Annotated in this window: 18 protein-coding genes, 2 pseudogenes and 1 riboswitch; of the genes and pseudogenes, 11 read left to right on the top strand and 9 right to left on the bottom strand. The window is 61.3% G+C overall.

Annotated elements, in window-relative coordinates:
* Positions 1-275: 275 nt before the first annotated feature.
* The 6 genes and pseudogenes from RHE_RS19785 to RHE_RS33710 form a co-directional block, all read right to left on the bottom strand.
* Positions 276-1,013, bottom strand: coding sequence for a sugar transferase (locus RHE_RS19785; protein ID WP_011427063.1), 738 nt, complete (start codon positions 1,011-1,013; stop codon positions 276-278).
* A gap of 167 nt (positions 1,014-1,180) precedes the next feature.
* Positions 1,181-2,400, bottom strand: a pseudogene (locus tag RHE_RS19780) (acyltransferase family protein).
* Between the two features lie 87 nt (positions 2,401-2,487).
* Complete coding sequence (locus tag RHE_RS19775; RefSeq protein ID WP_011427061.1) at positions 2,488-3,498, bottom strand: ABC transporter substrate-binding protein; 1,011 nt, start codon at positions 3,496-3,498, stop codon at positions 2,488-2,490.
* A 64-nt stretch (positions 3,499-3,562) separates the two neighbouring features.
* Positions 3,563-4,375, bottom strand: a complete 813-nt coding sequence (locus RHE_RS19770) for an ABC transporter ATP-binding protein (RefSeq protein ID WP_011427060.1) — start codon at positions 4,373-4,375, stop codon at positions 3,563-3,565.
* Positions 4,372-5,178, bottom strand: coding sequence for an ABC transporter permease (locus tag RHE_RS19765; protein WP_011427059.1), 807 nt, complete (start codon positions 5,176-5,178; stop codon positions 4,372-4,374). Before RHE_RS19765 ends, RHE_RS19770 begins: the two co-directional genes overlap by 4 nt.
* Complete coding sequence (locus RHE_RS33710; protein WP_157700419.1) at positions 5,175-5,348, bottom strand: hypothetical protein; 174 nt, start codon at positions 5,346-5,348, stop codon at positions 5,175-5,177. The genes RHE_RS19765 and RHE_RS33710 overlap by 4 nt, the downstream gene beginning before the upstream one ends.
* Positions 5,339-5,452, bottom strand: a riboswitch (TPP riboswitch). (Overlaps the previous gene by 10 nt.)
* A 312-nt stretch (positions 5,453-5,764) precedes the next feature.
* On the opposite strand from RHE_RS33710, the gene soxR reads away from it, so the two are divergent.
* From soxR to RHE_RS32980, 10 genes and pseudogenes are all read left to right on the top strand, one after another.
* On the top strand, positions 5,765-6,235 hold the full coding sequence (gene soxR / locus RHE_RS19760; RefSeq protein WP_011427058.1) for a redox-sensitive transcriptional activator SoxR: 471 nt from the start codon (positions 5,765-5,767) through the stop codon (positions 6,233-6,235).
* Between the two features lie 123 nt (positions 6,236-6,358).
* Positions 6,359-7,129, top strand: coding sequence for an SDR family NAD(P)-dependent oxidoreductase (locus tag RHE_RS19755; RefSeq protein ID WP_042119344.1), 771 nt, complete (start codon positions 6,359-6,361; stop codon positions 7,127-7,129).
* A 103-nt stretch (positions 7,130-7,232) separates the two neighbouring features.
* A complete protein-coding gene (locus RHE_RS19750; protein WP_011427056.1) occupies positions 7,233-7,574 on the top strand; it encodes an ArsR/SmtB family transcription factor in 342 nt (113 codons plus the stop codon).
* 77 nt (positions 7,575-7,651) lie between these two features.
* A complete protein-coding gene (locus RHE_RS19745) occupies positions 7,652-8,545 on the top strand; it encodes a LysR family transcriptional regulator (protein WP_011427055.1) in 894 nt (297 codons plus the stop codon).
* Between the two features lie 135 nt (positions 8,546-8,680).
* Positions 8,681-9,160: a formate dehydrogenase subunit gamma gene (locus tag RHE_RS19740; protein WP_011427054.1), complete on the top strand. Its 480-nt coding sequence runs from the start codon at positions 8,681-8,683 to the stop codon at positions 9,158-9,160.
* Entirely contained in the window at positions 9,157-10,713 is a 1,557-nt protein-coding gene (locus RHE_RS19735; protein ID WP_011427053.1) for a formate dehydrogenase beta subunit, read from the top strand. The genes RHE_RS19740 and RHE_RS19735 overlap by 4 nt, the downstream gene beginning before the upstream one ends.
* Positions 10,714-10,779: 66 nt before the next feature.
* Positions 10,780-13,659, top strand: a complete 2,880-nt coding sequence (gene fdhF / locus RHE_RS19730) for a formate dehydrogenase subunit alpha (protein WP_011427052.1) — start codon at positions 10,780-10,782, stop codon at positions 13,657-13,659.
* Positions 13,660-13,779: 120 nt separating this feature from the next.
* Positions 13,780-14,604 (top strand): formate dehydrogenase accessory sulfurtransferase FdhD, encoded by an 825-nt coding sequence (fdhD, locus tag RHE_RS19725; protein WP_011427051.1) that lies wholly within the window; start codon positions 13,780-13,782, stop codon positions 14,602-14,604.
* On the top strand, positions 14,594-14,839 hold the full coding sequence (locus tag RHE_RS19720; protein WP_011427050.1) for a formate dehydrogenase subunit delta: 246 nt from the start codon (positions 14,594-14,596) through the stop codon (positions 14,837-14,839). Before fdhD ends, RHE_RS19720 begins: the two co-directional genes overlap by 11 nt.
* Before the next feature lie 103 nt (positions 14,840-14,942).
* Positions 14,943-15,655: pseudogene (locus RHE_RS32980) on the top strand (MFS transporter); the annotation flags it as partial.
* 280 nt (positions 15,656-15,935) lie between these two features.
* On the opposite strand, the gene RHE_RS19710 reads toward RHE_RS32980, so the two are convergent.
* The 3 genes from RHE_RS19710 to rocF all read right to left on the bottom strand — a co-directional run bounded on the left by RHE_RS19710 (position 15,936) and on the right by rocF (position 18,758).
* Entirely contained in the window at positions 15,936-16,412 is a 477-nt protein-coding gene (locus tag RHE_RS19710; protein ID WP_011427049.1) for a chemotaxis protein CheW, read from the bottom strand.
* 197 nt (positions 16,413-16,609) lie between these two features.
* The gene (gene rocD, locus RHE_RS19705; RefSeq protein ID WP_011427048.1) at positions 16,610-17,809 is read right to left on the bottom strand and encodes an ornithine--oxo-acid transaminase; all 1,200 of its coding nucleotides are present in this window, start codon (positions 17,807-17,809) and stop codon (positions 16,610-16,612) included.
* Positions 17,810-17,822: 13 nt separating this feature from the next.
* Complete coding sequence (rocF, locus tag RHE_RS19700; RefSeq protein ID WP_011427047.1) at positions 17,823-18,758, bottom strand: arginase; 936 nt, start codon at positions 18,756-18,758, stop codon at positions 17,823-17,825.
* 131 nt (positions 18,759-18,889) lie between these two features.
* Between rocF and RHE_RS19695 the strand changes: the two genes are divergently transcribed.
* Complete coding sequence (locus RHE_RS19695) at positions 18,890-19,318, top strand: Lrp/AsnC family transcriptional regulator (protein WP_011427046.1); 429 nt, start codon at positions 18,890-18,892, stop codon at positions 19,316-19,318.
* Positions 19,319-19,331: the final 13 nt, after the last annotated feature.

The raw sequence follows: 19,331 nt of genomic DNA, 5'->3' as shown, positions 1-19,331 counted from the left end.
ATCATCGAAGAGCTTGAAAGAAAGAGCAGGCGTTCAAAGCCGTTTTTGCCCGGCTTATAACGAAGAGGCCACACTTGCCGCGCCGTCCATCTCCAAGGCGCGCAAAGGCGCTGCGGCCCTTAATAAACCGATAGTGTTTTCTGATTTGGGTCGATGTGCTGAAGCATGTCGCGATCTTTCAGATTCGCCTCTCGCGCTTTAGCGCTTTGTTTTGCGCAGTCGTTTTCGTGGCCGCACATCTTTGCGCGCGATGCTTTGAACCGGGCAGACTCTCACTAGAAGCCGGTGCCGCCGCGCAACTCGATGACCAGCGTTTTGAACAGAATTTTCAGATCGAGCAGCAGGCTGAAATTCCTGACATAATAGATATCGCAGGCGATGCGAGCCCGGGCTTGCAGCGGGCGCGCCGTCGGTCCGCGCCAGCCGCGTGTCTGCGCGAGGCCGGTGATGCCGGGGCGCATGATGTGGCGATGGTGGTAGTTCGGCACCAATTCTTCGTAGAGCCTGCCGGCCGCGCGCATGTTGATGGCATGGCAGCGCGGACCGACCAGGGACATGTCGCCCCTGAGGACGTTTAGAAGCTGCGGCAGCTCATCAATGTTGGTCCTGCGGAGCAGAGCGCCGATGCCGGTCACCCGCCTGTCGCCCTTGACGGTTTGCTGGATGCCGCTGGGATCGCAAGCGTCGGTGTGCATCGAGCGGAACTTGAAGACGGTGATCTTCCGGCCGTTCAGGCCCCAACGGATCTGACGGAAGAAAACGGGGCCGCCATCGTCGAGTTTGATGAAAAGAGCGATTGCCAGGAAAAGCGGCGCCAGCACGAGGAGAGCGCTGGCCGAGATGACGATGTCGATCAGCCGCTTTACGGCCAATCGCAGAGCCGCCTTCCCTTCGACGCCGGAATAGCTGTCCGGCTGGCGAATGTTGGAGTTCGCTACCACCAGGGCCCGGATTTTGTTCTGACGCTGAGACGAATCGAAGCGTGAACTTATCTTCGAAGTAAAAGCATTCATTACTCAAAGCCCAGAAGTTTAGATGCGATACTGAACAGCGGGGAGACAGATACATGCTTACGTATGGTTTGTCATCGTTATAAATAAGAAATCGGTAAGCATAAAGACGCCAAAAATGGGAGTACTTCGCGTTAACTCTAATGCCTCTAGTTGAGTGGTATTCGAAATTATACTTTTAAAGGAGTAGCCCGATCAGGCGGCGCGATGTCAGGCGGTTACCCAAGTCGATTGCCGGTCGTTCCAACAGATAATAACTGAGGCTTGCCACCAGAAAAATCAGCGCCGCCGTCAGTGTGCAGGATTGCAGCCAGCCGGTGACCACATTCACCGAGGCGGCCCCGAACGAACCGGGGGCGAGTCTCTGGATCAATGTCAGGATGATCTCCTGCCAGATGTAAATGCCGAAGGAGATTTTGGCGACGTAGCGGATAGGAGCGTTATCAAGCAGCCTGCCCAGACCCTGCGAATGGCTGAGTGAAATGAGCGTTGTTGCGACGGCCAGTGGGAAGACCGGAAATCCATAAGGGATGTCAAGCCAGCCGTAACCTTCGGCCGAGCCACCGGGGGATATGAGGAGGCGGTAACCGGCAATCGCAAGGGCCAGGAGTGCTGCGGCATCGAACCAGGGAGAGCGTCTAGCCGGCAACATCACTTCGATGCCGGCGGCAAGCGCGCCGAGCGCGAAGACGGCAAAGAAGCCGATCGGATTATAGTTAGGCATCCATTCCTTCGCCCCGCCCTGCAGGCCATATGCCCAGCCACGCCCGATATCGTCGAGCGCAAAGAGCCTCAGGATCACCAGATGGGCAAGAAGGACGACCGCAACGACGCCGAGCCAGGCGGCGCGGGCGAAGAACGGACGTCGCCGCAGCAGCGGCAAGCGAAACAGCAGGAAAAAGCCGACCGGCAGGAGCAAATAGCTGGTCACCTCGAAGGGAATGGACCAGAGCGGCCCATCGGCTTCGACGGGAAAAAACGTGCGCCAATGCCACTGGCTCATGAACAGTAGTCCCGAGACGTAGCGGACGACGAGTTCCGGTGTTAGCGGCAGGGCAAGCAGTGTCAGGCTGAGGACGAAGCTGACGCTGGCGGCGAACCAGAAGCCCGGAGCAATGCGTGCCAACCTGCGGATGGCGTAGTGCCCAAGGTTCGGCATGGCGCCGCCGGCGTCGAGAGCGTGCCAGAAGGGGCGGGCAAGCAGAAAGCCGCTGAGCACGAAGAAGATGGCGACGCCGAAATTGCCGAAGCGGAGGACGTTTGCCGTCGCCGCCAATTCGTCCGGAATTCTGCGCATATCCAGCCGGAGCGCGAGATGATGCGCGAGCACCAACAAGCAGGCAATCGCGCGCAGAAAGTCGGCTCCGGCCAGTCTGTCTTGTGCTCGCATGTCGTTCCCCGCCCTGCCCTATTCGGCTCGAACCGCCAGGCCCGAAGCATTGCCGCGGAAGGCCGCGTCGGCAAGGCCGGGGCGGGCTCAGCCGAGGAGTTCGTTGGTATAATAGGTGGAAAAATCCGGCTTCTCCTTGAGCACGACGCCATTCGCATCGACGAGGATGCCGTTCTCGACCAGGAAGCCGCCGATGGCATCGGCCTTTGCCGGGTCAAGGGTGCCGATCACCCCGGCCTCAGATCTCAGGAAATGGCCTTCGATCAACGCCTTCTGAGATGCTTTTACCAGTTCCGTGTTCATCAGCGCACCGTTGCTTCCTGATATCAGCAGGTCGCAGGCTTCGTCGGGATGGTCGATGGAGTAGACATAGCCTTGACGTGTGGCCTGGATGAAGGCGCGCGCGTGTTCTCGACTGGCCGAGAGATAAGCGTCGCTGGAAACGATGACCGTCGTCTGCTCGTCGGGAATGCCGTAATCGGAATAATGAAAGCGGCTGATCTTCCGGTTCTCCAGCTCGGCGGCGATGCCCTCCCAGGTGTAGATCTCCAGCGTGAAATCAATCGAGCCATTGTCCAGCGCCTCATAGGCGGAGGTGCCGAGGGTGACGGTCTTGACGTCGCCCTTGCCGCCGTCATTGCGGATCATCGCCGAGACCAGCGCGCTTTCCCAGGTACCGCCGAAGCCGCCATAGGTCTTGCCGTCGAGATCTCTGGGGCTCTTGATGTCGTCGCGCCCGCCCTTGAAGATCAGGCGTGCGGTTTCCGTCTGGACGACGCCGTAGACCATCTTCACGTCACCGCCGCCAGCCCGCTGGGTCAGTGCCTCGATCTCGCTGCTGATGCCGAAATCGGCGACCCCGTTCGACACCAGCGTGCCGGCGCTGGTGTCGGTAAAGGGTAGAATTTCGACATCGAGGCCGGCGGCCGTGTAGAAGCCCTTCGCCTTGGCGACGTAGATGCCGATGTGGTTGGTGTTGGGCGTCCAGTCGAGCGCGATGCGAACCTTGGCGGGGGCCGGTTGGGCAAAGGCGGCGCGGCCGGCGAGGCTTGTTGCGATGGCGGCGAGAATCGTCTGGCGGCGGGTGAGAAGCGGCATGGTGACCTCCTCAGGTCGTTAGAGCATGACGCCGAAAAGTCCGGTTTTCGAACGACATCAGGCTCTAACTCTTTAGATTGGAACAGGATTCGGATTTTGGGCCGACTGGCCTAATATCATCCTGTTCTAGCGGATGCAGCAGGGTTTGCAGGATTTCAGTCTCGATTGCCTGAGCCGCGGGTGAGCCGACATCGGCGATGCTTCTCGGGCGGGGCAGGGGGACACGGAATTCGCGGATGACGCGGGCCGGGCGGGCAGACAGCACGTAAATCCGATCGGAGAGGAAAACGGCCTCGCGGACATCGTGCGTGATTAGCAGCGCCGTCCAGCGATGTTCGGTCCACATGCCTTGCAGCCACTCCTGGATCTGTGTGCGGGTCAGCGCATCGAGCGCGCCGAAAGGCTCGTCGAGCAGCAGCATGTCCTGCTTCTGGATGACGGTGCGCAGCAGTGCAGCACGCTGGCGCATGCCGCCGGAAAGAGAGGCGGGGTAGTGATGCTCGAAGCCGGCAAGGCCGAACCGCTCGAAGAGGGGCGCGACAGCGGCGCGGGCCGCCCGACGACTCATGCCCTTCACTTCCAGGCCGAGCGCGGCATTATCGATGATCCGGCGCCAGGGCATCAGCGCATCGCGTTGCGGCATGAAGGCAAAGGAATGCGGCGTCTGTTCCAGCGCTGCACCGTTGAAAAGCATGGCGCCGGAATCAGGCCGCAGCGCCTGTGTCAGCAGTCTCAGCACGGTCGATTTTCCGGAGCCGGATGGGCCGACGATCGAGACGAACTCGCCGTTTGCGACGGTGAGTGAAATGCCGCCCAGAACCTTCATGCCGTCGAAGGATTTCGAGATGTTGCGCAGCTCAAGCATCTGACCGGTCATCGGCGCCGCTCCTGGGATGGCTGCCAGGGCATGACGAAACGCTGGATAACCAGCGTCAGCGCGAAGAGGCAGAGCGTCAAGAGAGCGCTGACGATCACGGCGGCGAGCACGAGATCGGGACGGAAATTGTTCTTGGCGTTGAGGATATAAATGCCGAGGCCGCTTGCAGCGCCGGCATATTCGGCAAAGATTGCGCCGACGACGGCATAGGTGATCGAGATTCGGAGGCCGGCGAAGAAATAGGGCAGCGACGAGGGAAACCGCGCCAGGCGGAAAATGCGCCAGCGGCTCGCTTTCATCGAATTCAAGAGCTCGGCAATGTCGCGATCGGTCGCCTCATAGCCCTGAAGCAGGGCGACGAGCAGCGGGAAGAAGGTGACGAGGGCCACCAGCAATATCTTCGGCAAAAGGCCGAAACCGAACCAGAGAACGACGAGGGGTGCGATCGCCACTAGCGGCAGGGTCTGACTGGCAATGAAGATCGGCAGCAGTGCCCGGCGCATGAACGGCATGAAATCCATCAGGATCGAAGAGGCGAAGGCGAAGGCGAGCGAGAGAGCGAAACCGCCGAGTGTCGCGCCGAGCGTCGGCCAGGTGTTTGACATCAGCCCCTCTCGGTTCAGCCAGCCCTGGACAAGGATGCGCGAAGGCGCCGGCAGAATGGACGGTTTGATGCCGGAAAGATCGACATAGAGTTCCCATGCCGCCAGGAAGGCAAGGCCTGCGAGCAGGGCGGGCATTGCCCGGTATACGGCGAGATAGAGCGTCGCAAGGCGCGAATCCGATGGTCGTGGGGATGTCATCGGCGTTCGATTTCAGGCATTCGTCGGGCCGTCCCCGCAAACCTGTCGAGGACATCGATCTCGATGCGCAGCCTGCCGCGATTGGGGGCGATTGCCTCGACGGCATCGATAGGAATGCCGGCGGAATTGCCGGACGTCGAGTAGAGTGACACTTGTGCGCCGAAATACATTTGGACCTCGCTCCGCTGGCATTACCCAGATCAGCTTAGAAGGGTTCGGAGGCCTGCGCCTCGCATCTCAGCCCCGGCGACACGGAGCTCCCCTGTTATTTCGGCGAAAACTATCATCGGGGTTTTCTTGCCGCAACCGCAAAATTGCAAAGGGATCGCAGATGAAAAAACACCCGGACGAGGTCCTGTCCGGGTGTTTTCCGAGGTTCCGTACCTGCCGGGAACGGAACCCGAGCGCTTGCTTTTAAGCGGCAATATCGGCAGGGGCGATCAGTGCGGGGCGGGCAAGCGCCCATGCCATCAATTCAGCTTGCATCGACCGGATGATCTCACCGTCGTTCCTTCCTGCGCCTCGCGCTTTACGGCGCGGGGAGGAGGGGTTATAAAACCTCAACTAATATTGAGGTCAATAGGCGATGAATAGGATTTCCGCAACGCCGCTCGGCAGGCTTCTGACGGTCGGCGAAGTGGCGCAACGCAGTGGTCTTGCCGTCTCGGCGCTGCATTTCTATGAGGCCAAGGGGCTGATCTCGAGTATCCGCACGCGCGGCAACCAGCGGCGCTACGGACGCGATGTTCTTCGCCGGCTCGGCATCGTCAAGGTGGCGCAACGTGTCGGCATTCCGCTTTCGGAAATCCAGACGGCATTTGCCTCCCTGCCGCAGGGACGCACGCCGACGGTTGCCGACTGGCAGACGCTGTCGGCGCGCTGGAAGGATGAACTCGACACGCGAATCAGACGGCTGAGCCTGCTGCGAGACCGTCTGACCGGCTGCATCGGCTGCGGCTGCCTGTCGATCGAAAGCTGTCCGTTGCGCAATCCCTTCGATCGGCTCGGCGAGGAAGGGCCGGGCCCGCGGCTGCTGGAGAGCGAAAACGAAGTGTGAGCTTTCGGGGAAGAGCGCTAGCCTCTCGCGGAAAGATGATGCCGCCTTTCTTTCGCCCGGCGCGCTCATATGTTAAGGGCGAATGGCGCAACAGGCGGCATTGTCCGCGAGGAGGACGGCTTCGTGTTCCATCCGAGACTATTCGAAAATCGCAATGTCATCGTAACTGGCGCCGGGCGGGGCATCGGCCTCGAAGTGGCCCGGCAGTTCCTGGACTGCGGCGCGAAGGTGATCGTCCATACCGGACGCAAGCCGGGACGCGACCTGCCGGATTTTCTGCTGACGGCTGAATCCGAAAGGCGGGCGCTGCTGCTGCACGCCGATTTCACCGCCGCTGGCGGCGCTGCGCAATTTGCCGAAAATGCGCTCGCCTTCTTCGACAAGGTGCATGTGCTCGTCAATAACGCCGGCACCATGCTCGGCCGTTTTCCGGCTGCCACACTCACCGACGCAGATTATGAGGCGATCGTGCGTTTGAACCAGACGTCGGTGGTGGCGCTGACGCGTGCGCTGCTGCCGGCATTGAAGGCGGCGGAAGGCGCTGCCATCGTCAACACCGTTTCAATTTCAGCGCTGACCGGCGGCAGTCCCGGTTCTTCGATCTACTCCGCCTCGAAAGCCTTCGTTTCAACCTATTCCAAGGCGCTTGCCCGCGAGCTCGCGCCGGAGGGCATCCGCGTCAATTGTGTTTCGCCCGGAACGATCGAGACGGATTTCCATGAGCGCTATTCCTCCCGCGAAAAGCTGGAGCAAACGAGAAAGTCTATTCCCTTGCAGCGGCTGGGAACAGCGGAGGATTGCGCTCCGGCCTATCTGTTCCTGGCGGCACCCTCCCTCTCCGGATACATTACCGGCCAGGTCCTCGAGATCAATGGCGGTCAGCTTATCTGCTGATTTAGTTAGACCTTTTTTGACATTTCATTACTTTTGGCAAATTCGCGTGTGCGAATATGCTATTGTGCTGATCTGCCTTTTCGCTTCCCTTCCGAGATGTCGAATGCCCTTGCCCAAGCCCGAGCCGGGAATGTCCGGTCAGGAACTGCACAAACTTGCTGGAAACGCTCGTGAGGCCAGCAATCTGCTGAAGGCGCTGGCGCACCAGACCCGACTTCTGATTCTTTGCATACTCGCGACCGAGGAGCGGACGGTGGGTGAAATCGAAAACATTCTCGGCATTCAGCAGGCAATGGTCTCGCAGCAGCTCGCGCGTTTGAGGCTTGAAGGCCTCGTCAATACGCGCCGTCAGGGTAGGCTGGTCTATTACCGTATCGGCAATACAAGCGTGCTTGCCTTCCTTGAATCGTTGTTCGATCTTTTTCCGGCTGCTGAAAACAATTAGTACCGCCCTTGCGGAGCACAGTTGCTGCGTCGAAGATAGGCTGATCCGGATGATTTCGCGCCGGATCGGGAGTCCGGATGATCGACAAGCTGGAATTTTTCATCGCCCTTGCCAACGAAAAGCATTTCGGCCGTGCCGCGGAGGAGTGCGGGATCTCCCAGCCGACACTCTCGGCCGCCATCCGGCAGCTTGAAGATCAGCTTGGTGTCATGCTGGTGCAGCGCGGCTCGCGGTTTCAGGGGCTGACGCCGGAGGGGCAGCGCGTGCTTGAATGGGCGCGGCGCATCGTCGGCGATGCCCGCACCATGCGGGAAGAGATGCGCGCCGCCCGCCGTGGTCTTTCCGGCCACATCCGCCTCGCTGCCATTCCGACCGCGCTCGCCATGCTTTCGCGCATCACCACGCCCTTTCAGGAACGACATCCGGGAGTGACCTTCTCGATCGTCTCGCGGAACTCGCTGCAGGTGCTGAGCATGCTCGAAAATCTCGAGATCGATGCCGGTATCACCTATCTTGAAAATGAGCCGCTCGGACGTGTCACCAGTGTTCCCCTCTACGCCGAGCGCTATCACCTGATCACGGCTGCGGGCAGCCCGCTGTCCGATCGCGACAACGTGACCTGGAAGGAGGTCGGCGATCTTCGGCTTTGTCTATTGACCGCCGACATGCAGAACCGACGCATCATCAACCGGCACCTGACGGAAGCGGGCGCGACCGTACATCCAACTCTCGAATCCAACTCGATGATCGTGCTGTTCTCGCATGTCAGAACCGGGCGCTGGGCAAGCATCATGCCGCGCAACGTCGCGAAATCATTCGGATTCCCAATAGAAATTCGCATGATTCCGATCGTCGAGCCGGAGGCCCACCATCTGGTCGGCCTCGTCGCGCCCTATCGCGAACCCTTCACGCCGCTCGTGTCGGCCTTGCTGCATGAAGCGCGCGTGCTCGTGCGGGATGAAGAGCTCTGATAGAAAAAACCTATCAATCCACGAGATAGCTTTATTGATCGTCGCCGGCTTCCCTGAGATGCTGCATGAGGGGATGGCCTCATGCCGGTGGAGAGCGCCATTCCGCAACGAGCAAGCGGCTGGGAGGGCTGCCTTATGACCATTCATATCGCCGAAGGCGATATCGCAGCGCGCACGCGTTCCATTGTCGCCGACCTTCGCTCCCTTGAAGGGCCGCTGCTTCCCATTCTTCATCAAGTTCAGCAGGAATTCGGCTATGTGCCGCAGCAAGCCCTGCCCGTGATCGCGGAGGAACTGAACCTCTCGCGCGCCGAAGTGCATGGGGTGATGACCTTTTATCACGATTATCGCGATCACCCCGCCGGGCGGCATGTGCTGAAGCTCTGTCGCGCCGAGGCCTGTCAGTCGATGGGCGGCGACGCGCTGGCTGAGCGCATCAAGGCGCTGCTCGGCATCGATTTTCACCAGACGACGCTCGACGGCAGCGTGACGCTGGAGGCGGTCTATTGCCTCGGGCTCTGCGCCTGCGCCCCGTCGGCAATGCTCGACGGCGAGGTTTATGGCCGGCTCGACGATCAACTCGCGACGGAGCTCGTTGCGGAGGCGCGCCGATGACTGTCAAGATATATGTTCCGCGCGATGCCGCTGCGCTGGCGCTCGGGGCCGAAAAGGTGGCAAAGGCGATTGCCCAGGAGATCGTCGCCCGCGGCCTCGATGCCGAGATCGTGCGCAACGGCTCGCGCGGAATGTTCTGGCTGGAGCCGCTTGTTGAAATCGAGGTCACCGGCAAGCGCATCGGCTACGGGCCGGTGAAAGCAATGGATGTGCCTGCTCTTTTTGACGCCGGAATGCTCAGCGGCGGCGGCCACCCGCTCTGTCTCGGGGAGGTTGAAGACCTCCCGTTCCTGAAGGAACAGACCCGCCTGACCTTCGCCCGCTGCGGCATCACCGACCCGCTTTCGCTTGGCGATTATGAGGCGCATGGCGGCCTTGCCGGCCTTCGTCGGGCTGTTTCGATGACGCCTGTCGAAATCGTCAAGGAAGTCACGGATTCCGGCCTGCGCGGACGCGGCGGTGCCGGTTTTCCCACCGGCATCAAGTGGAAAACCGTTCTCGATGCCAGCGGCGAACGCAAATATATCGTCTGCAATGCCGATGAGGGCGATAGCGGCACCTTTGCCGACAGGATGATCATGGAGGGCGATCCCTTCGTGCTGATCGAGGGCATGGCGATTGCGGGGCTTGCGACCGGCGCCACGAAGGGGTTCGTCTACACCCGTTCGGAATATCCTCATGCTATCGCGGTGATGAGCGAGGCGATCGGCATCGCCCGGCAGGCCGGCATTCTAGGCCCGTCGGTGCTTGGCTCGGGCCGCGCCTTCGATATCGAGGTGCGCACCGGCGCCGGCGCTTATGTCTGCGGCGAGGAAACGGCCCTCTTGAATAGTCTCGAGGGCAAGCGCGGCATTGTGCGCGCCAAACCGCCGCTGCCGGCGCATAAGGGGCTATTCGACTGTCCGACCGTCATCAACAATGTGATCTCACTGGCTTCGGTGCCTGTCATCATGGAAAGGGGCGCCGCCTTCTACCGCGATTTCGGCATGGGCCGCTCGCGCGGCACCATTCCGCTGCAGATCGCCGGCAATGTCAGATATGGCGGTCTCTACGAAACAGCCTTCGGCCTTTCACTCGGCGATATCGTCGACAGGATCGGTGGCGGCACGAGGACCGGCCGACCGGTCAAGGCCGTGCAGGTCGGCGGACCACTCGGCGCCTATTTCCCGCGGGCGCTGTTCGATACGCCTTTTGACTACGAATCCTTTGCCGCCAAGGACGGGCTCATCGGCCACGCCGGCATTGTCGTCTTCGACGACACGGCCGACATGCTGAAGCAGGCGCGTTTCGCCATGGAATTCTGCGCCGTCGAAAGCTGCGGCAAGTGCACGCCCTGCCGCATCGGCTCGACGCGCGGCGTCGAAACGGTCGACAAGATCGCGCGCGGCATTGAGCCGGAGAAGAACCGGGTGTTGCTCGGCGATCTCTGCAATACCATGAAATTCGGGTCGCTCTGCGCGCTCGGCGGTTTCACGCCCTATCCCGTGATGAGCGCTATGACGCATTTCCCGGAAGATTTTGTGCCGGCACCGGTCGTGGAGGCTGCCGAGTGATGATCTTCCAAGCTGCAGCCGCATGCCGTGACCTGCGCAATCCCATTTCCCTACAGGAGGCCGACCATGTCTCTCATCCATGAAATCGACTACGGCACTCCCGCTTCGAAATCCGAAACCATGGTGACGCTCACCATTGATGGGCAGCAGATCAGCGTGCCGGAAGGCACCTCCATCATGCGCGCCTCAATGGAAGCCGGCATCGAGGTGCCGAAGCTCTGCGCCACCGACATGGTTGATGCCTTCGGCTCTTGCCGGCTCTGTCTCGTCGAGATCGAGGGCCGCCCTGGCACGCCGGCCTCCTGCACGACGCCGGTCGCGGCAAACATGGTGGTGCACACGCAGACGGGACGATTGAAGGATATCCGCCGCGGCGTGATGGAGCTCTACATTTCCGATCATCCGCTCGACTGTCTCACCTGCGCTGCCAATGGCGATTGCCAGTTGCAGGACATGGCAGGCGCTGTCGGCCTGCGTGACGTGCGCTACGGCTATGAGGGCGACAATCACGTCAAGGCGCGCAGCAACGGCGACATCAATCTGAAATGGATGCCGAAGGACGAGTCCAATCCCTATTTCACCTACGATCCCTCCAAATGCATCGTCTGTTCGCTTTGCGTGCGCGCCTGCGAGGAAGTGCAGGGCACTTTTGCGCTGACGATCGAGGGGCGCGGTTTCGGCTCCCGTGTGTCACCCGGCATGCATGAGAATTTCATGGATTCCGAATGCGTTTCCTGCGGCGCCTGTGTCCAGGCCTGTCCGACGGCGACGCTGACGGAGAAATCGGTGATCGAGATCGGCCAGCCGGAACATTCGGCCGTCACCACCTGCGCCTATTGCGGCGTCGGCTGCTCCTTCAAGGCGGAGATGCGCGGCGAGGAGCTGGTGCGCATGGTCCCGTGGAAGGACGGACAGGCCAATCGCGGCCATTCCTGCGTCAAAGGCCGCTTCGCCTACGGTTATTCCACTCACAAGGACCGCATCCTCAACCCGATGATCCGCGAAAAGATCAGCGACCCCTGGCGGGAGGTGAGCTGGGACGAGGCGTTCGCGCATGTGGCGTCGGAGTTCCGCCGCATCCAGTATCAATATGGCCGCGACGCGATCGGCGGCATCACCTCCTCTCGCTGTACCAATGAGGAAACCTATCTGGTGCAGAAGCTGGTCCGGGCCGGTTTCGGCAATAACAATGTCGATACATGCGCCCGCGTCTGCCATTCGCCAACCGGCTACGGCCTCGGCCAGACGTTCGGCACCTCGGCTGGCACACAGAATTTCGACAGCGTCGATCATTCCGATGTCGTCGTCATCATCGGCGCCAATCCGACCGACGGCCATCCGGTATTCGGTTCGCGGCTGAAGAAGCGGCTGCGCCAGGGCGCCAAGCTTATCGTCATCGATCCGCGCCGTACCGATATCGTCCGGTCGCCACATGTCGAGGCTTCATATCATCTGCCGCTGAAGCCCGGCACCAATGTCGCCGTCATGACGGCGCTGGCGCATGTGATCGTCACCGAAGGGCTTTATGATGAGACCTTCATCCGCGAGCGTTGCGACTGGTCGGAATTCGAGGATTGGGCCGCCTTCGTCGCCGAACTGCAGCACAGCCCTGAAGAGACCGAGGCATTTACCGGCGTGCCAGCGGCGGATCTGCGCGGTGCAGCAAGGCTCTATGCCAAGGGCGGCAATGGCGCGATCTATTACGGCCTCGGCGTTACCGAGCACAGCCAGGGTTCGACCACGGTGATCGCCATTGCCAATCTGGCGATGGCGACCGGCAATATCGGCCGTCCCGGCGTCGGCGTGAACCCGTTGCGCGGCCAGAATAACGTGCAAGGCTCCTGCGACATGGGCTCCTTCCCGCACGAACTGCCCGGCTACCGGCACATTTCCGACGATGCGACGCGCGATATCTTCGAAAAGCTCTGGGGCGTGAAGATCAACAACGAGCCGGGCCTGCGTATTCCCAACATGCTGGACGCGGCGGTCGACGGTTCCTTCAAGGGCCTTTATGTCCAGGGCGAGGACATCCTCCAGTCCGATCCCGATACCAAACATGTCGCAGCAGGCCTTGCGGCAATGGAATGCGTGGTCGTGCAGGATCTCTTCCTCAACGAGACCGCCAATTACGCCCATGTCTTCCTGCCGGGCTCGACCTTCCTCGAGAAGGACGGCACCTTCACCAATGCCGAACGCCGCATCAATCGCGTACGCAAGGTGATGACGCCGCGCAACGGCTATGGCGACTGGGAGGTGACACAGAAGCTTGCTCAGGCCATGGGACTCGACTGGAATTATAGCCATCCGTCGGAGATCATGGACGAAATTGCCGCCACGACGCCGAGTTTTGCCCTGGTGTCCTACGATTACCTCGATAAGCTGGGCTCGGTGCAGTGGCCCTGCAACGAGAAGAACCCGCTCGGCTCGCCGATCATGCATGTCAACGGCTTCGTGCGCGGCAAGGGCAAGTTCATCCGCACCGAATATGTGGCGACCGACGAGCGCACCGGTCCGCGCTTCCCGCTGCTGCTCACCACCGGCCGCATCCTCAGCCAGTACAATGTCGGGGCGCAGACGCGGCGGACCGAAAATGTCGTCTGGCATGCGGAAGACCGGCTGGAAATCCATCCGCACGATGCCGAACAGCGCGGCGTCCGCGATGGCGACTGGGTGAAGCTCATGAGCCGCTCCGGCGACACGACGCTCCGAGCGCTGATCACCGATCGTGTGGCGCCCGGCGTCGTCTATACGACCTTCCATCATCCCAACACGCAGGTAAACGTCATCACCACCGACTATTCCGACTGGGCGACGAACTGCCCGGAATACAAGGTGACGGCGGTGCAGGTTTCGCCTTCCAACGGGCCGAGCGATTGGCAGATGGAATATGACGAGCAGGCACGGCAATCGCGCCGCATCGCCGGCAAGCTGGAGGCTGCGGAGTGACGATGGGGGGACGGTTCGGCGTTGTCGGCGAGGTTTCTCCCCATTGCAGTCCGAAGGACGGGGCGAGACCCGCGGCTCGACCCCGGGCGGTACCCAAAGGGGGATGAGGGCGCGAAAACCATGACCTTCCCCACCACCGCTCACGCCCCCAAAACCGCCCGCCGCAACGGCCTCATGCACAGCGGCTCTCGTATCGTGCCGGAAGAAGTGCCGATCGCCTTTTCCTATGGTGGCAGCTCGCATGCGGTGATGATGGCGACGCCCGCCGACCTCGAAGACTTTGCCGTCGGCTTCAGCCTGACCGAAGGAATCATCACCGAGCGGGCGGAGATATCGGCCATCGAGGTCGTTGCGGGCGAGCAGGGAATCGACGTGCAGGTCAGCCTTGTCGACGACGTCGCCGATCGGCTGCGGGCGCGGCGCCGCAGCATGGCGGGGCCGGTCGGCTGCGGGCTCTGTGGCATCGAATCGATCGAACAGGCGGTGCGGCCGGTGCCGGATGTCTCGACATCACCGCTGTCACTCTCGCATGCCGATATCGTGCGCGCCGTTTCGCTTCTGAACGAGGCGCAGCCGCTGCATCGCGAGACGCGGGCGGTGCATGGCGCCGCCTTCTATCGTCCCGGCAGAGGTCTGGTTGCCGTGCGCGAAGATGTCGGCCGGCACAATGCGCTCGACAAGCTCTGCGGCGCCGTCATCGGCTCGGGCGAAAGCGGCGATGATGGCGCCGTCGTCGTCACCAGCCGGCTTTCGGTCGAGATGGTGCAGAAGGCAGCGATCCTCGGCAGCCCCGTGCTTATCGCCATTTCAGCCCCGACGGCTCTCGCCATTCGCGCGGCCGAAGAGGCCGGCATGACGCTCGTCGCCCTGGTGCGCGGCGAGGACTTCGAGATTTTCACCCACCCGCACCGCATCTCGCCCGGAAGCATCGCCGATGTCGCATGATACCAAGACCAAACTCGTCTATATGGCAAACCAGATCGCCACCTTCTTCAAGAGCCAGCCGGCCAACGAGGCCGCTGAGGGGGTCGCCAATCATATCAACAAATTCTGGGAGCCGCGTATGCGCCGGCATTTGTTCGAAATTCTCGAAAAGGAGGAAAACGGCCTGGATGCCCTCGTGCTGCAGGCCGCTCCCCTCATCCGCAAACCGGCGGCGGAAACACACCAGATCCGGTAATCCAACTGGCTCATGCCTGCGGAGGCAGCAGCATGCTGCCTTTCACATTCACTGCCCTCAAAATTTAAATCGATTTAGATATGGTCTAAGCGGAAATCGAAGCGTTATAGCGTTGCTGCGCTGGTGTGGCGGCATTCTGCTTGCCGCTGTCGGCATCATCACTCATCAGCTGTGGCTGATGTGGCTCGGCGCCGGCGTCATCGGCGGCATAGGTCTCGGCCTCGGTTACATCTCGCGGTTTCGACGCTGATCAAATGGTTCCCCGACCGGCGCGGCATGGCGACCGGAATGACGATCATGGGCTTCGGCGCCGGCGCGATGATCGGTGCGCCTCTTGCCAACCTGCTGACGAATGCCTTCAAGACCGATGCCTCGGTCGGCGTCTGGGCAGACCTTCATCGTCATGGCGGCGATCTATTTCGTCTTCACGATGAGCGGCGCCTTCGGCTGCCGCATTCCGCCAGTTGACTGGCGCCCGGATGGCTGGACGCCGCCTGCTGCCAAGAGCACGATGACCACCAATCCGGTCCGACCCTCTATACCGGCACGATGTATATCCTCGCCGGCATGTTGGCACTCGGCCTCATCGCCAATGCGCTTGTGAGGCCGCTCCCGGACAAGTGGTTCATGAGGGATGACGAGGTCGCAGCGCTGCAGGCGAAGTCGGCGGCCGTCAATGCCGGGCCGATAGGTTCCTTCGGCATCGGTACCGGCGGGCTCGATGCCAAGGCGGCGCTTGCCTGGGCAGTCGTCGGCATTCCGCTGCTCTGGGGTGTATGGGTGACGCTGCGGGCGACCTTCGCGTTGTTCGGATAACCGATCGTCGGCGCGCTTCATCTTGGTCCTACGGCGTAATTCCCGGAATCGATTTATAGGAAAGGCTCGAAGATCAATTCCTCCCAGCTGTCGGCGCTTGCCGCGGCAGCGCCGTGCCCCTGACGACGTGTGAAACCAGATGCCGCGCCGGTGAGTCCGCTGGAGATGGCGTCAAGAATGTATTGCCGCATCCGAAGATTGGCTGCCGTGCGCAAATAAAAAACCGCCCGGACGGGCGAGCCCGGACGGGCGGTTCTCGACGGCGAATTCTACTGGCGGATCAGGCTGCCAGGTCGTCCGTTTCGTTTTCCTTGAACATCTTGGAGAGGTTCAGGAAGCAGATCATCCCGTTTTCCGACGCGATGATGCCTTCGCAATAGGCGCGGTCGAAAGAGGCGGTCACCTCGGGCACCGGCTGGACCTGGCTGGAGGAGATGGTGAGGATATCCGAGACGCGGTCGACCAGCATGCCGATGACCATGCTGTGAACTTCGGCAACGACGATGGCGCTGCGCTCGTTGGCGACGGTGCTCTTCATGCCGAGCTTGTAGGCGAGATCGATAATCGGAATGACCGAGCCGCGCAGGTTCATGACGCCGATGACATCGGCCGGGGCATGCGGGATCGGTGTCGACGGCGCCCAGCCGCGGATTTCGCGGATGGTCGTGGTCTTCACGCAAAATTCCTGATCATGCAGGCGGAAGGCAATGATCTCGAGCGTATCGCCGCTGAAGCTAGTGGAATTGATCGTGGCCATTAGAATTCTTCCCAACTGTCGTAAGCCAAAGCAGAAGCGGGTGCGCCACCATTGGCGCTGACGAGCTTTGCCTTCACACCACGCGACGGCTTGGCACTTAGCGAAGCATCGTTACGGTTACGACGACATTAGCGAAAGAGTGTTGCCCAAATCTAAATCGAGAGCGGCATTGCGAAGGTTTTCAGCTGCGATTTACTTCAGCCTATGGTCTTTTCGATCTGTGAGACCGCCCAATCCACCTGTTCTCTCGTGATGACCAGGGGCGGAGCGAGGCGAATCGTATGGTCATGGGTGTCCTTGGCAAGGAGGCCGCGCTCCTTCAGCGCATGGCAATATTGCCGCGCGCCGCCGGCTTCGGGCTCCAGCTCGATCGCCATCATCAGGCCGCGGCCGCGCACGTCCCTGACGATGTTTGAACGGATCGACCGCAGGCCTTCGAGGAAATAGTCGCCCATCTCAGCGGCATTCTCGATCATGCCCTCTTCGACGAGAACCTTCAGCGCGGTGCGCGCCACCGCGCAGGCGAGCGGATTGCCGCCGAAGGTCGAGCCGTGCTGGCCGGGCTTCAGTACACCCAGCACCTCGGAATTCGAAAGGACGGCGGATACAGGATAGAAGCCGCCGGACAGTGCCTTGCCGATCAGCGTCACATCGGCCTCGATGCCTTCGTGCTCTTCGGCCAAGAGCTTGCCGGTGCGGCCGAGGCCGGTCTGGATCTCGTCGAGGATCAGAGTGACGTTGTTTGCCGTGCAGAGCTCGCGGATGCGGGAGAAATAACCGGCCGGCGGGATGATGACACCAGCTTCGCCTTGGATCGGCTCGATCAGGGCGGCCACCGTATTGCTGTTGATCGCGGCCGCGAATGCCTCGGCGTCGCCGAAGGGAATGGTGCGGAAACCTGGCGTGTAGGGGCCGAAGCCGGTGCGAGCGTCGGGATCGGTGGAGAAGCTGATGATGCTCAGCGTCCGGCCGTGGAAGTTGTCGGCGCAGACGATGATCTCCGCCTGGCCTTCCGGCACGCCCTTGACCTCGTATCCCCATTTGCGCACTGCTTTGATGGCGGTCTCCACGGCTTCGGCGCCGGAATTCATCGGCAGGATCTTGTGCGAGCCGGTCAGCGCCGCAAGCTCTTCGTAGAGATAGGCGAGCTGGTCGTTGCGGAAAGCGCGGGAGGTGAGCGTCAGCCTACCCGCCTGCTCGACCATGGCGGCAAGGATTTTTGGATGACAATGGCCCTGGTTGACGGCGGAATAGGCCGAAAGGCAATCAAGATAACGGTTGCCATCGGTATCCCAGACATGAACGCCCTCGCCGCGCGTCAGCACCACGTCGAGCGGCTTGTAATTGTTGGCGCCGAGTCGCTGTTCTGTGGCGATCAGTTTTTCCGAAGTGTTCATGGCCGTTCTCCCTCTATGCGGCACGGGTTGGACGATCGAAGATGCGGCGGCCGAAGAGGCTTGCCGTCAACTCCACCAGGATGCGGGCGCTCTTGCCGCGATCGTCGAGAAACGGATTGAGCTCGACGAGATCGAGCGACGACACAAGGCCGCTGTCAGACAGCATTTCCATGACAAGATGCGCCTCGCGGAACGTCGCGCCGCCGGGCACCGTCGTGCCGACGCCGGGGGCAATCTCGGGATCGAGGAAATCGACATCGAGGCTGACATGCAGCAGGCCGTCCGCCTTGGCGACGACGTCGAGAATGTCCCGCACGATGGCGCCGATGCCCTGCTCGTCGATGGCGCGCATATCGAAGACGTTGACGCCATGTTCATGGATTTCCTCGCGTTCGCGCGCATCGACGGAACGAATGCCGACCTGGAAGACATTTTTCGGATCGACGAAGGGACGGTCCTTCGGCAGGATTTCGGCGAACTCCGCCTCGCCGCAGAAGAAGGCGACAGGCATGCCGTGAATATTGCCGGAGGGCGAGGTGGCCGGAGAGTTGAAATCGGCATGGGCATCGAGCCAGAGCACGAAGAGTGGGCGGCCTTTGCTGGCGGCATAACGGGCCATGCCGGAGACGCTGCCCATGGAAAGGCTGTGGTCGCCGCCGAGAATGAGCGGAAAACGGCCGGCGGCGGCGACGTCGTGGACGCTGCTTTCGAGCGCGCGGGTGAAGGCGCCGACGATCCTCAGATTGTGGGCTTTCGGATGATTCGGCAGATCCATCGCCGGCACGATACCGAGATCGCCATTATCGGCGACATCGTGGCCGAGATCGATCAGCGTCTGGTCGACACCGGCAATGCGCAGCGCCGCAGGGCCCATGGCAGCGCCTCTGCGGCCGGAGCCCTCTTCCAATGGTGCGCCGATGAGGGTGACAGATCGCGATTGGACATTCATTCGAGGGCTCCGTGTTGAGGCCTGTTTTGGCCGATAGTGGGATAAAGGGCTGGCGGCAAAAAGATGGAAAAGTGCCAGAAATGGATTATGATTGCGCAGATTGATAAAGCACTTCTGACAAAGTGATCAGCATGGACGATCTTGACACAGAACTTCTGAGCGCCCTGCGCCATAATGCCCGGATTTCCGTCTCCTCGCTGGCGGCGATGACCGGAGCATCGCGGGCAACGGTTGCCGCGCGTATCGACCGGTTGGTCGCCAGCGGCACCATCGTCGGCTTCACCATCCGCACCGGGCATGAAACGCGTTCCGCCGGCGTGCGCGCCATCGTCATGATCGAAGTGCTCGGCAAGCTTGCCGACAGGGTGGCCGATCAATTGAGGGGCCTGCCCCAGGTGCGCGCGCTCCACAGCACCAACGGCAAATGGGACTTCGTCGCCGAACTCGAGGATCGCGACCTTGCTTCCTTCGACGAGACGCTACGCCGCATCCGGCTGATCAACGGTATCAATTCGACCGAAACCAATATTCTGCTCAAGACGAGCAAGACGGGTTTCTGAGCCGCTTTAAGTT

It is taken from the genome of Rhizobium etli CFN 42, from assembly GCF_000092045.1.
GTDB classification, from domain to species: domain Bacteria; phylum Pseudomonadota; class Alphaproteobacteria; order Rhizobiales; family Rhizobiaceae; genus Rhizobium; species Rhizobium etli.
This window is presented reverse-complemented; position numbering and strand designations above follow the sequence as displayed.